At 74.1% G+C, this 14047-nt stretch carries 13 protein-coding genes; 8 read left to right on the top strand and 5 right to left on the bottom strand.

Annotated features, from left to right (window positions below; genetic code table 11):
- Window positions 1-14: 14 nt before the first annotated feature.
- Together C4U44_RS35645 and C4U44_RS42145 are read left to right on the top strand one after the other, a co-directional pair.
- Window positions 15-932 carry a TIGR03619 family F420-dependent LLM class oxidoreductase gene (locus tag C4U44_RS35645; protein ID WP_103890239.1) on the top strand — a complete coding sequence of 306 codons (918 nt, stop codon included), beginning with the start codon at window positions 15-17 and terminating at the stop codon, window positions 930-932.
- Entirely contained in the window at window positions 905-1753 is an 849-nt protein-coding gene (locus tag C4U44_RS42145) for an alpha/beta hydrolase (RefSeq protein WP_235032614.1), read from the top strand. The genes C4U44_RS35645 and C4U44_RS42145 overlap by 28 nt, the downstream gene beginning before the upstream one ends.
- A 17-nt stretch (window positions 1754-1770) precedes the next feature.
- On the opposite strand, the gene C4U44_RS35635 is transcribed toward C4U44_RS42145, so the two are convergent.
- On the bottom strand, window positions 1771-2145 hold the full coding sequence (locus C4U44_RS35635) for a DUF2255 family protein (protein ID WP_103890237.1): 375 nt from the start codon (window positions 2143-2145) through the stop codon (window positions 1771-1773).
- A 40-nt stretch (window positions 2146-2185) separates the two neighbouring features.
- Entirely contained in the window at window positions 2186-2548 is a 363-nt protein-coding gene (locus tag C4U44_RS35630; protein WP_103890236.1) for a hypothetical protein, read from the bottom strand.
- A gap of 234 nt (window positions 2549-2782) precedes the next feature.
- Between C4U44_RS35630 and C4U44_RS35625 the strand changes: the two genes are divergently transcribed.
- Window positions 2783-3919, top strand: a complete 1137-nt coding sequence (locus tag C4U44_RS35625) for a glycosyltransferase (protein ID WP_103890235.1) — start codon at window positions 2783-2785, stop codon at window positions 3917-3919.
- A 154-nt stretch (window positions 3920-4073) separates the two neighbouring features.
- On the opposite strand, the gene C4U44_RS35620 is transcribed toward C4U44_RS35625, so the two are convergent.
- The gene (locus tag C4U44_RS35620; protein ID WP_200823522.1) at window positions 4074-4472 is read right to left on the bottom strand and encodes an ankyrin repeat domain-containing protein; all 399 of its coding nucleotides are present in this window, start codon (window positions 4470-4472) and stop codon (window positions 4074-4076) included.
- A gap of 136 nt (window positions 4473-4608) precedes the next feature.
- A complete protein-coding gene (locus C4U44_RS35615) occupies window positions 4609-6072 on the bottom strand; it encodes a catalase (protein WP_103890234.1) in 1464 nt (487 codons plus the stop codon).
- Between the two features lie 370 nt (window positions 6073-6442).
- Here C4U44_RS35615 and C4U44_RS35610 point away from each other — a divergent pair, with 370 nt between their 5' ends.
- The 4 genes from C4U44_RS35610 to C4U44_RS35595 all read left to right on the top strand — a co-directional run bounded on the left by C4U44_RS35610 (window position 6443) and on the right by C4U44_RS35595 (window position 12421).
- Window positions 6443-8785 (top strand): XRE family transcriptional regulator, encoded by a 2343-nt coding sequence (locus C4U44_RS35610; protein ID WP_103890233.1) that lies wholly within the window; start codon window positions 6443-6445, stop codon window positions 8783-8785.
- A 131-nt stretch (window positions 8786-8916) separates the two neighbouring features.
- On the top strand, window positions 8917-11208 hold the full coding sequence (tap, locus tag C4U44_RS41755) for a telomere-associated protein Tap (protein WP_103890232.1): 2292 nt from the start codon (window positions 8917-8919) through the stop codon (window positions 11206-11208).
- Between the two features lie 12 nt (window positions 11209-11220).
- Window positions 11221-11769 (top strand): telomere-protecting terminal protein Tpg, encoded by a 549-nt coding sequence (gene tpg / locus C4U44_RS35600; protein ID WP_407642939.1) that lies wholly within the window; start codon window positions 11221-11223, stop codon window positions 11767-11769.
- A gap of 52 nt (window positions 11770-11821) precedes the next feature.
- Window positions 11822-12421: a TetR/AcrR family transcriptional regulator gene (locus C4U44_RS35595; protein WP_103890334.1), complete on the top strand. Its 600-nt coding sequence runs from the start codon at window positions 11822-11824 to the stop codon at window positions 12419-12421.
- Here C4U44_RS35595 and C4U44_RS35590 read toward each other — a convergent pair.
- Window positions 12402-13202 (bottom strand): SDR family NAD(P)-dependent oxidoreductase, encoded by an 801-nt coding sequence (locus tag C4U44_RS35590; RefSeq protein WP_103890230.1) that lies wholly within the window; start codon window positions 13200-13202, stop codon window positions 12402-12404. The genes C4U44_RS35595 and C4U44_RS35590 overlap by 20 nt on opposite strands.
- 257 nt (window positions 13203-13459) lie before the next feature.
- Here C4U44_RS35590 and C4U44_RS35585 point away from each other — a divergent pair, with 257 nt between their 5' ends.
- Window positions 13460-13894, top strand: a complete 435-nt coding sequence (locus tag C4U44_RS35585; protein ID WP_103890229.1) for an Immediate-early protein 2 — start codon at window positions 13460-13462, stop codon at window positions 13892-13894.
- The last annotated feature ends 153 nt before the right edge of the window (window positions 13895-14047 follow it).

Below are 14047 nucleotides of genomic sequence, written 5' to 3'. Positions count from 1 at the left end.
CTGGAGGACGACACATGCGACTGGGCCTGGCCCTTCCCACCTTCGGTACCGACGCCGGCGCGGACGCCGTCATCGAGGTCAGCCGCACCGCCGAGGACCTCGGCTACGACTCGCTGTGGACGGGCGACCGGATCCTCGCGCCCCGCTCGCCGAGCGTGCCCTACCCGGGCAAGGACCCGGTGATGCCGCGGTACTACGAGAACTTCATGGACCCCCTGGTGAGCCTGACGCTCGCCGCCGCCCACACCCGCCGGGTCCGGCTCGGTACCAGCACCCTCAACGCCCTGTGGCACCCGCCCGTCATGCTCGCCCGCGCGCTGACCACCCTCGACGTGGTCAGCGGCGGACGCCTGGACGTGGGGCTGGGCCTGGGCTGGATGCCGGAGGAGTACACCGCGGTCGGCGTGCCCTGGCAGGGCCGGGGCGCCCGGCTCGACGAGACGCTCGACATCCTGGAGAAGTACTGGACGCGTGACGAGTTCGGCCACACCGGACCGTTGTTCACCGTCCCCGGGACCGTCGTCGGCCTCAAGCCGGTCCAGCGGCCCGGCCCGCCGGTCCTGCTCGCCGCGTTCACCCCCGGCGGCATCCGGCGGCTGGCGCGGCGGGCCGCCGGCTGGCTGCCGGTGGGCATGCCGCTGCCGCACCTGACGGCCATGTGGACGGGCATCCTTCAGGAGGCGGAGAAGGCCGGCCGGGACCCCGCCGAACTGAGGATGGCGCTGCGGGTGAACCCGACGCTGACCGAGGCGGCGACCGCGCCGGAGCAGATGCCCTCGGCGGGCACCCTCGACCAGTACATCGGCTACGCGCGGGCCGCCGCCGAGGCCGGCGTCCACGAACTCTTCGTGGACCTCGGGCAGTCACCCGCCACGTTCGACCAACGTATCGACATCGCCGGCCGATTCATCGAGGGCGTCCGTGCGGGCTGACGGCGCATCCGGCGAGGGCGACCCCGTGGGCGACCTCGCGGATCTCGCGGACTCCGCGGACCCAGCGGACGCCGCGTTCGCCGCGGACGGCGGGCGGATCGGGGCGGTCGTCGCCCACGGCTTCGCCGGTACGCCGAGGAACGTGCGTCCCCGGGGCGGACCACCTGGCGGCGGCCGGGCACTCCGTCCGGCTGCCCCTCCTGCCGGGGCACGGCACGCGGTGGGAGGACCTGGAGACCACGTCCTGGCAGCAGTGGTACCAGGGCGTGGAGACGGCGTTCACCGAGCTGCGCGACCGCTGCGCCGCCGTCTTCGTCTGCGGCTTCTCGATGGGAGGCGCCCTCGCCCTCCACCTGGCCGCCACGCATCCGGACGGCGTGGCCGGCGTGGTGCTGGTCAACCCCTCGCTGGGCACGTACGGCCTGGGCCCCCGACTGCTGGGCCGCGCACCGGTGATCGCCCGGATCAAGCGGACCAGCCACGGGATCGGCGGGGACGTCAAGAAGCCGGGCGCCCGTACCAGCAGTTATGACCTGGTGCCGGTCCGCGCCGCCTACCAGCTGACCCGGCTGTGGCGCACCGTCCGCGGCGAGCTTCCCCGAGTCGTCGCGCCCACCCTGCTGTTCCGCAGCCGCGTCGACCACGTCGTCGACGGCAGGTCGGCCCGGCTCGTCCGGACCGGGATGCGCGACGCCGAGTTCCGCGAGGAGATCCTCGGCAACAGCTTCCACGTCGCCCTGCACGACCATGACGCGGAGCGGATCCTCACCGGCAGCGCGGACTGGATCCGCGCGCACGGCCCCGACGGTCTGCGCGGCTGACCGAGCGGGGCAGGTGCTCAGCGGGCCGGAGCGGGCGCCGGGTCGATGCGGATCGTCGCGGCGCGCGCCTCGGGGCTCGCCACGAGCGCCTCCGCGAGTTCGCCGTACTTGGCCCGGAAGGCGGCCTCGACCCCGGCGGGGGGTTCGAGGCCGCGGGTCTCCAGGGTGACGTCACGGGTGACCGCGCCCACCCGGATCGTGCCGCGCCCGTCCTCCTGGGCCGCCCGGTACCAGCGCGAGCGCACCCCCCGGTAGGCCCGGACGTACAACTCGCCGCCGACGACCACCATCCCGATCTCCACCCCGGGCGAGCCGTCGCCCTCGCCGACGATGAGGACGAGCGCATAGGTGTCAGCCAGCAGGGACCGGTCTTCGGGGGGCCAGATGCTCATGTCTGTACAACGCGCGTGATCAGCTGATTAGTCCGGCAGGTCACGTCGCGGGGATCACCCGGTAGCTGAGCATCGCCCACGGGAAGTCGCCCTGCATCAGGCTGCCCGTGGTGTAGCTCCAGGTCGCGGTGCAGCCGGCACCGGAGTAGAGCTCGAGCTGCCGGCTGCCGTCGACGACCATCCCCGAGAGCGCCGGGGTGGCAATGGTGTGGCAGGTGCCGGCGTCGGTGAGGTCCACGGTCGTCACCGAACCGGTGCTGCCCGCGCCGGAGTAGAGGTACGCGCCGTACCGCAGGGGCGGCGGGCCGGCGGCGCTCGCCGACGCGGTCCCCAGGCCGAGCAGGGCCGCGGCCGCCACCGCGACGACTGCCGCACCGCCCGCCTTCGCCTTGGACGTGAGCATGTTCCCACCTTTCGTTCGGACGAACCCGGAGGCGCACCTCACATGTGTGACCCCGTCGCCACTTCCCCTGCGAGTGGCACGGGAAGGCCCACACCCGAGGTGCCCCGCGGTCGGCAGGATGTACTCTCCCGCATCCAAGTGCCCTGCGGTAGAGGGGAATCCCGCCATCGACACCTGCCTGCATGCCCCGGTGTCGCTGCCGAGAAACATGTGCGGAGCCTCTAGGCTTTCGCCATGCGTATTCTCTTCTCCAGTACACCTGCGCACGGACACCTCCTGCCGCAGCTCCCTCTCGCCCGCGCGTTCCGCGACCGCGGCGACGACGTGTCGGTGATCAGCTCGGCATCCTTCGCCCCGATGCTCGCCGCCGAGCGGATCGACCTGCTTCCCGTCGGTCCCGAGGCCGCCGAACTGCTCGCCGAGGCGGCCCGCAGGACCGGCGGCGTGGCGACCGAGCCGACCCCGGCCGCCGCCGCGGAGTTCTTCGCCGGAGCCCGTATCGACCTCACCGCGGAAGAAGCACTCGCCGCGGCCCGCGACTTCGGGCCGGACCTGGTCGTCGCCGAGGCGACGGACTACGTCGGCCCGCTCGTCGCGGCCGTGCTGGGCGTCCCGTTCGCGAAGCTGGCGTTCGGCCCCCTGATCCCCGCGGACTTCACCGACGCCTTCGACGCCGTCGCCGCGTCCCGCTACAAGGAGCGCGGCGTGGAACTCCCCACGCCCGCCTGGTACCTGGACCCGTGCCCGCAGCTCCTGCAGGCCCCGGACTGGCAGCCGCCGCGAGGCCGCCTTCCGATGCGGCCGCAGGCCCACCGCGGACCCGACACCCCGGAGCGCACCCCCGGCGCCGCGGGACCCGTCGCGGAGGGCACGCGGGTGAAGGCGCTGGTGTCCTTCGGCACCCAATTCACCGACCCGGGAGTCCTGCGCCCGATCATCGAGGCCCTCGCGCCGGCCGTCGACCTCGTCGTCACCCTCGGGCTCACCACGACGCCCGCCGACTACGGGACCGACCTCGCGCACGTCGAGTTCACCGGCTTCCGGCCGCTCGCCGAACTGCTGGACGGTGTCGACCTGGTGATCACGCACGGCGGCGCGGGCACGACCCTCGGCGCCCTCGCCCACGGCCTGCCGCTGGTGGTCGTGCCGCAGGGCGCGGACCAGTTCCTGCAGGCCGCCGCCGTCGCGCGCTCGCGTACCGGCGTGGCGGTGCCGCCCCCGGCCGCCGGCCCCGAGGCCGTCGTGGCGGCCGCCGCCGAGGTGCTCGGCGCCCCCGAGTTCCGGGGCAACGCGCGCCGCGCGGCGGAGCAGATGGCCGCGATGCCCTCGCCGCGCGAGGTCGCGGACCGGCTGGCCTCCGCGCTGCGCTGAGCTCCCCGCCCGGTTCCCGCGCCGGGCCGGACCCCGCCCCCGAGCGACCGACGCCCGGGGAGCCCACCGTTCTCCCGGAAGCGGCGGCGGGGTCCGGCCCGGCGGCTGGAAACGCGGCCGCCCCGGGCAGCCGCCCGCCCGGCCGCACCACCGCTCACTCCAGCAGGTGGGCCGCGCCGAACAGCGCGGCGGCCACGCGCGCCGTCGGGGTGCCGGCGTCCAGGTCCGCGCCGGCCTCGCGCAGCGCCGTCACCACGCCGTCCGCGCCTTTGAACAGGGCGCCGGCGATGGCGCTCTGGTCCCGGTCGTTGCGCAGGTCCGGGTCGGCGCCGAGCGCGAGCAGCGCCCGTACGGTGCCGGTCCGGCCGTGGTAGGCGGCGAGCATCAGCAACGTGTTGCCGGCCGCGTCGGCGGTGTCCACGGGGAGCCCGTGCGCCACGAACTCCAGCAGGTCGCCGGTCCTGCCCTCGCGCGCCAGGTCGGCCGCGACCGACACGACGCGCCGCGTCTGCTCGGGGGTCAGGCTGCCCCTGGTCGCGCTGCCGCCGGTCATTTCCGCCTTCTCCTGCCGTCTGCTCCGGTGGACCGGGTGAACCGGGTGGACCCGGTGATGCCGGGAGCGCCGTGACCGGCGCGGGCGCGTACCGTGCACGCGCCCGCGCCGGGCGGCGCGCCCGCCTGACCGGGCGTCAGAGGGTGCCGGCCGCAAGCGCCTCGATCGCCTTGCGGACGCCTTCGCCGTAGGCGGGGTCGGCCAGGGTGCAGTGGCCGATGTGCCGTTCGACGGTCTGCTGCGACGCGCCGTCGATCGCCCGCGCGGTGTTCTCGAAGAGCACCTGCCGCTGCTCCGGGCTCATCAGGCGGAACAGGGTGCCGGGCTGCTCGAAGTAGTTGTCGTCGTCCGCGCGGAAGTCGAAGCGGTCGGCGACGGCGCCCACGGCCTGGGCCGGCTCGCGGTAGGCGGGCTGCTCCTGCCAGCGGCCGTAGGAGTTGGGCTCGATGCCCGGGGTGGCGCCCTGGTTGCCGTCGACGCGCATGCCGCCGTCGCGGTGGTAGGAGTGCGCCGGGTTCCTCGGGGCGTTGACGGGGATCTGGTGGTGGTTCACGCCGAGGCGGTAGCGCTGCGCGTCGCCGTAGGAGAAGAGCCGGCCCTGCAGCATCCGGTCGGGGGAGAAGCCGATCCCCGGCACCACGTTCGCCGGGCTGAAGGCGGCCTGCTCGACGTCGGCGAAGTAGTTGCCGGGGTTGCGGTCGAGCTCCCACTCGCCGACCTCGATCAGCGGGTAGTCGTCCTTCGACCAGACCTTGGTGAGGTCGAAGGGGTGGAAGCGGTAGTGCGCCGCGTCGGCCTCCGGCATGACCTGGACGAACAGCTTCCACTTCGGGAAGTCGCCGCGCTCGATCGCGTCGAAGAGGTCACGCTGGTGGGACTCGCGGTCCCTGCCGATGAGCGCGGCGGCCTCGGCGTCGGTGAGGTTCCGGACGCCCTGCTGGGTGCGGTGGTGGAACTTGACCCAGAACCGCTCGCCGTCGGCGTTGACCAGGCTGTAGGTGTGCGAGCCGAAGCCGTGCATGTGCCGGTACGACGCGGGGATGCCGCGGTCGGACATCACGATGGTGATCTGGTGCAGTGCCTCGGGCAGCCGGGTCCAGAAGTCCCAGTTGTTCTCCGGGTTCCGCAGGTTGGTGCGTGGATCGCGCTTCACCGCGTGGTTGAGGTCGGGGAACTTCAGCGGGTCGCGGAAGAAGAACACCGGCGTGTTGTTGCCGACCAGGTCCCAGTTGCCCTCATCCGTGTAGAACTTCAGGGCGAAGCCGCGGATGTCGCGCTCGGCGTCGGCGGCGCCGCGCTCGCCGGCGACGGTGGAGAACCGGGCGAACAGCGCGGTCCGCCGGCCGACCTCGGAGAAGAGCGCCGCGCGCGTGTACCGCGTGATGTCGTGGGTGACGGTGAACGTCCCGAACGCGCCCGACCCCTTGGCGTGCATCCGCCGCTCCGGGATCACCTCGCGGTCGAAGTGGGCCAGCTTCTCCAGGAACCAGACGTCCTGCAGGAGCATCGGGCCCCGCGCACCGGAGGTGAGGGAGTTCTGGTTGTCGGCCACCGGCGCGCCGGCGGCGGTCGTCAACGGCTTCTGGTCGTTCTCGGGCACAGCTCGCTCCTGGGCGGGGTCCTCGCCGGTTCGCGGCCGGCGGTCCCGGCCGAGGTCGAGTGGGCGCGCAGGCAACCCCGCGACACCTGCCGGCACACGTCGCATTTTGACACATATCTTCGATACATGTGAGAAAAGGGTGTGTGGTGTGCGTACGCCGGAGCCGTACGGACGGCCGGTGATCGCGCCGGTCGCCGCGGCGCGGTCTTCCCGGCTCGTCCGGACGCCTCCTCGCCCTCCCTCGGCGTCCCTCGCCCTCCCGCACCCCGCGTAGGCACGCCCGCGAGCGCCCGGCCGTTTCACCGGACCCGCCCCGTAGGATGCGGTACGTCGGGAAGAAGTGCGTTCGTCGCAGGCGGAAGAGGTAAGCGTGTCGGCCCAGGAAGCGACCTTCGGCGCGCTGCTGCGGGCGATGCGCCGGGACAGGGCGCTGACCATCGAGGCGCTGGCGGAGGCGTCCGGCGTCAGCGTGCGGGGCATCAGCGACCTCGAACGGGGACGGCGGGCCGACCCCCGCCAGCGCACGGTGACCGCGCTCGCGGACGGACTGGGCCTGGACGACGCCGGCAGGGCGCGGCTGCACGCCGCGGCGTCCGCGGAGCGCAGCTCCGTGTACAGCCCGGTCGGAGTGCGCTCCTTCCCGCGCGGCGCCGAGGACTTCGTCGGCCGGGCGGACGAGCTCGGCCGCCTGGAGACGCTCGCCCGGACCGCGGACGAGGACGGCGGAAGCGGCGATCCCGCACCTGAGGGCTCCGGCGGCTCCCCGTACTCCCCGGACCCGCACGCGCGCCCCGTCATCGCCGCCATCCACGGTGCGCCAGGCGCGGGCAAGACCGCCCTCGCGCTGCGTGCCGCCCGCCGCCTCGCCGACCGGTTCCCCGACGGCCAGCTGATCGTCGACCTCATGGGGACCGACGACGATTCCCCCGCGCCCGCCGAGCTGATGGTCCGGATACTCAAGGCCCTCGGCGTGCCGGACCGCGACCTGGCCAAGGCCGGCCCGCAGGGCCGCCCCGCCCTCTACCGGCAGACCCTCGCCGACCGCCGCTGCCTGCTGATGCTGGACAACGCCCGCGACGAGGCCCAGGTGCGCCCGCTGCTGCCGGGCTCGGGACGCACCTTCGTCCTGGTGACCAGCCGCCGCATGCTCACCGGCCTCGACGACGTCCACCGCCTGCAACTCGGCCGGCTCGCCCCCGCCGAGTCCGCCGCCTTCCTGGCCGCCCTCCTCGGTGACGACCGCGCCACCACCGACCCCGAAGCCGTCGAGGCGGTCGCCCGGCTCTGCGGGCACCTGCCCCTCGCCCTCAGGGTGGCGGGCAACCTGCTGGCCACCCGGACGGCGTGGAGCGTCCGCCGCCTCGCCGAGCGGCTGGCCCACGAGGAGCGACGGCTCGACGCGCTGTCCGCCGGCGACGTACGCGTGGCGGGCGCGTTCGAGCTGTCCTACCGCCAGCTCACCCCGACCGCGGCCCGCCTCTTCCGCCGGCTGTCGCTGGTCCCCGCCCCGGACACCAGCGCCGCCTGCGCCGCCCGGCTCACCGGCCAGGACCTCTACGACACCGAGGACACCCTGGAGGAGCTGGTCGAGGCGGGACTGCTCGACAGCGCCGGCGACCGCTACCGGCTGCACGACCTGCTGGCCCTGTACGCCCGCATCCGCCTCACCTCCGAGGAGAGCGCCGAGGACATCGCGCACTCCCGCGCGACCATGTTCCGCTGGCTGCTGGAGACCGCCACCGCGGCCGGCCTCTGGTACGAACCCGGCGCCGCCGCGCCGCCGCCCTCCGCACCGGGCGCGGTCGACCTGTCGAGCGCCGACAAGGCCCGCGACTGGCTGCAGAGCGAGGCCCCCAACTGGCTCGCGGCCCTGCACGCCGCCGCGGCGAACGGCGAGCACGCCACCGTCGTGGAGGTGGTGGCGGCCCTGCAGTGGTTCGCCGACCACTGGATGTATTGGGGCCACTGGTCCGAGGTGTTCGGCGCCTCCGCCCGGTCCGCCGAGGCGCTCGGCGACCCCCTGCTGGAGGCGACCCACCTCAACTTCTACGCCTGGGCCCTGGGGATGTGCGAGGCGAGGTTCCGGGACAGCCTGCGGTACTCCGGCCGGGCCCTGGTCGCCGCCCGCCTCGCCGAGGACACCCTGCAACAGGCGTGGGCCCACAACTACGCGGGCTGGGCCCACCGGTTCCTGGGCGAGGGGGAGGAAGCCGTCTTCCACGTGACCGAGGCCGCCGGGCTCTTCCAGGCCGCCGGGGACACCCCGGGCATGCTGACCGCGCTGCAGCAACGGGCCACGACGCTGCGGGACATCAGCGACGACCAGGAGAAGGCGATCGAGGTCTTCGAGCAGCTGCTGAGCCTGGCGGAGGAGTTCGAGGACCGGATCGGTTCGCACGTCGCGGCCATCTACCGGATCAACTCCCTGGCGGGCCAGGGAGGTTGCCACAGCCGCCTGCAGCGCTGGGACGAGGCGGTACGGCTGGTGCGGGCCTCGGTCGAGCTGAGCCGCACGGTCGGCAACTCGGCCATGGAGGGCCGCTACCTCATACACCTCGGTGACGCCCTGCTGGGGGCCGGCCGGACCGTGGAGGCACGCGAGGCCTTCGAGCAGTGCGCCGCCCTGGGGCCCGACGCCGGCACCGAACACCTCGTCGAGGCCCGTTCCCGCCTCGCCGACCTGGGCGACGTGCCGGATCTGCCCGCCGCCTGAGGGACGATCCCCTCATCCGCCGGTCCGAGGGGACCGGGGCGGCCAACCCCCGGTCCCGAGAGGGCCCATGGGATAAATTCGCGGCTAAAACGTTGGCTAAGTGATGCTAGAGTCCGGCCCGGAGGTGCCACATGTCCCACGAGAAGGACGAGCTGTTCGCAGCGGTCGACGCGCTTCTCGCCGGCGAGCCCGACCTGCCCCCGCCCGACGAGCGGTCCCGGCTGCGCAAGGCCGCCGGGGTGCCGCAGTCCCGGCTCGCGACCGCCCTGCAGACCACGGTGCAGACGGTGAAGAACTGGGAGGCGGGCCGGTCCGAGCCCCGGCCGCCGAAGCGGGACGCGTACCTGCGGCTGCTGGACGGGTGGGCCGCGAAATACCCCGTGCCCGCCCCTGCTCCCGCCCCCGCCCCCGCCGCGCCGCCCGCCCCTGCTCCCGCCCCCGCCCCCGCCGCGCCGCCCGCCCCCCCCGCCGCCCTGCCCGCCGCCGCACCAGTGACGGCGCCCGGCGGCGCCCCGCAGCACCCCACCACCGTCGAGCCGGCCCCGACACCAGCCCCGGCCCCGGCCCCGACTCCAGCCCCGGCCCTGGCCCCGGCTCCGTCCGCGCCCCCCGCACCTCCCACCCCGCTCCGGCCCGCCGCCAGAAGGGCGGCGCCCAAGTCCCCGGCCACCCCCGCGACCCCACCCCCCTCCGACCCGCGCTTCGCCCACGGCCCGCTCGGAGTCCTGGACGCCGACGGATCGCTGTACTGCGCGGGCGGCCTCGTACTGGAGTGCCCGGCGAAGAGCGTGCCCGAACTGGTGGAGTGGACGCTCGCCGAAGCGCGGCTGGGCGCGCCGCGGCTGCACCAGTTCGGCAAGGACTCCGACCCGCTGGTGGTCCTCACGGCGGGTGCGGCCGACCGGCTGGGCCTGCCGGAGGAACTGGAGGACCGGCGGGGGATGCGGCTGCCGGAGGACCACGCGGTGGTACGCCAGGTCCTCCGCGCGAAGTGGCGGCTGACGAAGCGCGGGTTCGGGCCGTGGGCGAGGATCTACCGCCCCGCTCAGGGCAACCAGCGGCAGTGCGTGCAACTGGCCGTCCTGCCCTGGGACGCGCTGGACGCGCGCGCCTGGGGGACTGCGGGAGAGCTCGCCCCACCGGAACTCGCCCGGGTGCTGACCGCCTACTCCTCGCGCGTGCTCACCCCGCGGGGCTCCACCGCGGTCGCGGGCCTGGAGCTGATGACGAGCCTGCGCCCGCCGACCCGCGCGGTGCGCGACGACGCCACCGGCACCTGGGTGCCGGGAGCCGTCCCCGGCTCGCTCACCGTCGCCGTCGACCCGGCGCCGCCGGAGGCCCCCGACGAACACCCCGTCGTCACCGCGCTGTTCCCCCGCACCCACGAGCGGACCCCTGCCGAAGTCCTCGACGAGGAGGCCTTCGACTGGATCCGCCCCACCGAACTGCTCACCGACGACGAGTGCGCGAAGGCGTTCGCGGTCGGCGTCGACGTGAACACCGCCTTCCTCGCGGCCGCGAACCGGCTGGTGGTCGGCCTGGGCGGGCCGGAGCACGTGAGCGCGCCGCGGTTCGACAAGCAGGTGCCCGGCTCCTGGCTGGTGGACCTGTCCGGCATCGAGCTGGACCCGCGGCTGCCCTCGCCGTTCACCCCGCACGGAAGCCGCCCGTCGGGGCCGGCCTGGTACGCGACACCGACCGTGGCGTACGCTCAGGAGCTGATCGACACCTATCGGCTGCCGGTGGAGATCCACCCGGCCGAAGCGTACGTCCGGCGCGAGGCCGGACCGTACCTCGACCCCTGGTACAAGCACGTGTCCGAGGCGTACAAGGCCACGATGGCCGATCTCGGCATCACCGCCGACCTGTCCCCGGCGGCGTTCCTGGACGCGATGGCCGGCCACAAGCAGACCGACCCGGGCATGGCCGCGGTGCTCTCGGCGATCAAGTCGACGGTCAAGGGCGGCATCGGCAAGCTGCGCGAACGCCCGCAGGGGACCAGATACCGGCCCGGCGAGCGCTGGCCGGCGCTGGAGCGCCCCACCTGGCGCCCCGACATCCGCGCGGCGGTCATCTCGGCGGCGCGGGTCAACATGCACCGCAAGCTGCTCAAGACCGCGCTGGCGACGCAGACCGGCCCCGCGCCGGCCGGCTCGGTGGTGTTCGGCCAGGACGCGCTGCTGCCGATCGCACTGCTGTCGGACTGCGCGGTCTACCCGGCCGCCGGCCCGTCACCGCTGGACGTCCTGCCCTACGACGCGGCGGACAAGCCGGCGCCGGGCACCTTCCGGCTCGGCGTCTCGCCCGGCATGGTCAAGCACGAGGGAACGCAACCACTGTTCTGGGCGGTGGAGTTGATGGAGCAACAGCACAACCCCGCCCGGCACATCAAGGGCGACGGCGCCGCGGACGACGGGGAGTAGCGCGTGGGCGACATGGAAGACGCGCTGGCGCGCGCGGCCGCGAACACCGCGACGCGGCCGATCCCGAAGTCGGCCGGCGCGCAGATGCGGTTCCTGCTCAGGGTGGAGAAGGGCTCCACCCGCGCCCTGGCGGCCCGCCTGGGGATCTCCCAGCGCACGGTGGAGCGGTACGTCAAGGGCACGCTGCGGCAGCCGCGCAAGGACCTCGCGGCGCGCCTGGAGCGCGAGGTCCGCAGGGACTGGCAGCCCCGGGTGCGGCAGCGGGCGAGGAAGCAGGCCGCCACGAGCACGGGCATCGTGATCGAGACCCGGGCCCGCTTCGGCTACACCGCCGCACCCGGTTCGACGGACGACGGCCGGATGCGCCGGATCACCCAGCACCTCCCCCCGGCCTACGCCGCCCGCCTGTTCGACGCGCAGGCGGCCGGCGCCACCGAGCAGCAGCTCCAGGCCATCGCCGCCGAGGGACTGCAGGAGATCTACTTCAAGGACCGCGGCCGCCGCGCGGCCGACCTGGAGGTGGAGTTCACCGACATCGACTACGTCGAACTCGACTTCTGACCGCGGGCGGCGTTGTCTACGGTCGTAGACGGCGCGACGTATGCTCACCCGCATGACTGCTGACCAGCCACCCCGCCGGCGGGATGCCGCGGCGACGCGTGAGGCGATCCTGACCGCCGCGGTGGTGGAGTTCACCGAGCACGGCTACGACCGTGCGGGGGTGCGCCGGATCGCCGAACGCGCGGGCGTCACCGCGATGTTGATCAACCGCTACTTCGGGTCGAAGCAGGGCCTCTTCGCGGAGGCGGTCGACCGCTGCTTCGCCCCGCCCACCGTGGTCGGCACCGAGTCCCGCGGCCTCACCGAGATCATGGCCCGCTCGCTCGCCGAGCGCACGGGACCCGGCGCCGAGCGCCTGGACCCGTTCCTGCTCATGCTCCGCTCGGCGTCGGACCCTGAGGCCGCCGGCATCGTCCGTCGGGGCATCGAGGCCCATGTGGGGGCGCGGCTGGCGGACCTGATCGGCGGCCCGGAGGCCGAACTGCGCGCCCAGCTGGGGCTGGCGCTGGCCGCGGGGACGTGGTTGCTGCGCACGGTCGTCGGCGTCGGCGCCCTGGAGGCGGCGGACGACGGGCGGGTCGCCGCGTTGCTGGCCGCCATGCTCGAACCGGTCACGGGCGAGGCCGGCCCGGTCAGAACGCCGAGCGGATGAGGCCGCCGTCGACGCGCAGGGTGGCCCCGCTGACGTACTGCGCGTGCGGCCCGCACAGGTAGGCCACGGCCGCCGCGATCTCGTCGGGCTCGCCGAAACGCTCCTGGTCGTTGGGGATCAGCGCCTCGACGGCGTTGGGGTGGATCTCGTCCCAGGTCTGCCCCCAGCCCCGGTCGGGCCCGATCCCGGTGACGAGGTCCTTCACGCTGTCGACGAGGATCGCGCCCGGCGAGACCACGTTGGAGGTGACGCCGGTCCCCTTGAGGTCGCGGGCGAGGGAGACGGCGAGGTTGTGGCGGGCGGCGAGCGTGGCGTTGTACTGCGGGTGGGTGTTCATCGGCTGGGAGGCCAGGCCGCCGCCGATGGTGACCACCCGTCCCCACCCGCGCTCGCGCATCGCCGGGACCAGGTGCTGGATCATCCGCACCCCCGAGACGACGTTGACGTTGTAGGTGTCGTTCCACTCCTGCGCGGTGGCCTGCGTCCATGACAGGTGCCGGTAGAAGCCGGCGTTGTTGACGAGGATGTCGACGGGCCCGCCGGCGGTCGCGGCCCGGGCGGCGTCGGCGGCGCCTTCGTCGGTGGCCAGGTCGCCCAGCGCCGTGTCCGCGGTCCCGCCTGCCGCACGGATCGCGTCCGCGACCGCCTCCACCCGGCCCTTGTTCCGCCCGTGGATCACCACGGCGGCGCCCTCGGCCGCCAGCATCCTGGCGGTCGCCTCGCCCAGTCCCGCGCTGGAACCGGTGACCAGTGCCCGCTTGCCGATGAGATCGAGGTTCATGCTGCTTGCTCCCTTTCGTCGGCGGACCGCTCTCGCCCCCTGATCGTGCGAGCCGCGACCGCCTTCACCCACAAGTATACACTCGTAGACTTGTGCGCGACGGGCGCCGAGTCGTCGCCCGGATCGCGCCCTCTGCCGCCGGCTCGGCCCGGAGGCCGGCCGCATGGTTGCGACCCGGCTGCGTACTCCGCTCGACGCTTGACGTGTCTCCGGCCTGCCGCTCGCCCGGCGGGGACGCGGGCGGGTACGTTCGGCGCGTGCCCGAGTTCGTTGTCGAATGTCGTACGGTGCTGCCACCCGGCGAGGCGTGGCGGCGGCTGACCACGTGGGAACGGCACTCGGGAAGTGTGCCGTTGACCCGGATCACCGTCCCCACCTCTCCGCCGACCGGTGTGGGCACCGTCATGATCGCCAGGACCGGGGTCGGCCGGGTGGGCTTCGCGGACCCGATGCGGGTCGCCGTGTGGGAGCCGCCCGACGAGGGCGGCAGCGGGCGGTGCCGGCTGGAGAAGACGGGCCGGGTCGTCCTCGGCTGGGCCGAGATCGAGGTGCGTCCGTACGCCGCCGGCACGCATGTGCGCTGGCACGAGGATCTGCGGGTACGCGGTCTCCCGGGGGTCTTCGACGGGCTGACCCGTGCCGTCTCGCGCACGGTCTTTCGCCGGGTCGTCGCCACCCTGCTGGCGGAGTGAGGGTGGCTGGTACCGGGCCGGACGCGGAGAAAGGTGTCTCGGACCATCGGAGATACGTGTGGACGTGTGGGCCCGGTCCCGGGTAATGTCGGCCGTGCAGTTCGCGGGTGATGTCTCCCCCCGCTCGGGGTGTCGGCACACCGCGAATCGGGT

The organism is Actinacidiphila yanglinensis, from assembly GCF_900107965.1.
GTDB lineage: Bacteria > Actinomycetota > Actinomycetes > Streptomycetales > Streptomycetaceae > Actinacidiphila > Actinacidiphila yanglinensis.
The sequence above is the reverse complement of the archived record's forward strand: the minus strand, read 5'-3'. Positions and strand labels throughout refer to the sequence as shown.

What these genes read in the sequence shown, in the direction of transcription:
- tpg (WP_407642939.1), top strand. Translation starts at nt 11,221, where the DNA reads ATGGAAGACGCGCTGGCGCGCGCGGCCGCGAACACCGCGACGCGGCCG.
- C4U44_RS35625 (WP_103890235.1), top strand. Translation starts at nt 2,783, where the DNA reads ATGCGTATTCTCTTCTCCAGTACACCTGCGCACGGACACCTCCTGCCG.
- tap (WP_103890232.1), top strand. Translation starts at nt 8,917, where the DNA reads ATGTCCCACGAGAAGGACGAGCTGTTCGCAGCGGTCGACGCGCTTCTC.
- C4U44_RS35620 (WP_200823522.1), bottom strand. Translation starts at nt 4,472, where the DNA reads ATGACCGGCGGCAGCGCGACCAGGGGCAGCCTGACCCCCGAGCAGACG.
- C4U44_RS35630 (WP_103890236.1), bottom strand. Translation starts at nt 2,548, where the DNA reads ATGCTCACGTCCAAGGCGAAGGCGGGCGGTGCGGCAGTCGTCGCGGTG.
- C4U44_RS35590 (WP_103890230.1), bottom strand. Translation starts at nt 13,202, where the DNA reads ATGAACCTCGATCTCATCGGCAAGCGGGCACTGGTCACCGGTTCCAGC.
- C4U44_RS35595 (WP_103890334.1), top strand. Translation starts at nt 11,822, where the DNA reads ATGACTGCTGACCAGCCACCCCGCCGGCGGGATGCCGCGGCGACGCGT.
- C4U44_RS35635 (WP_103890237.1), bottom strand. Translation starts at nt 2,145, where the DNA reads ATGAGCATCTGGCCCCCCGAAGACCGGTCCCTGCTGGCTGACACCTAT.
- C4U44_RS35645 (WP_103890239.1), top strand. Translation starts at nt 15, where the DNA reads ATGCGACTGGGCCTGGCCCTTCCCACCTTCGGTACCGACGCCGGCGCG.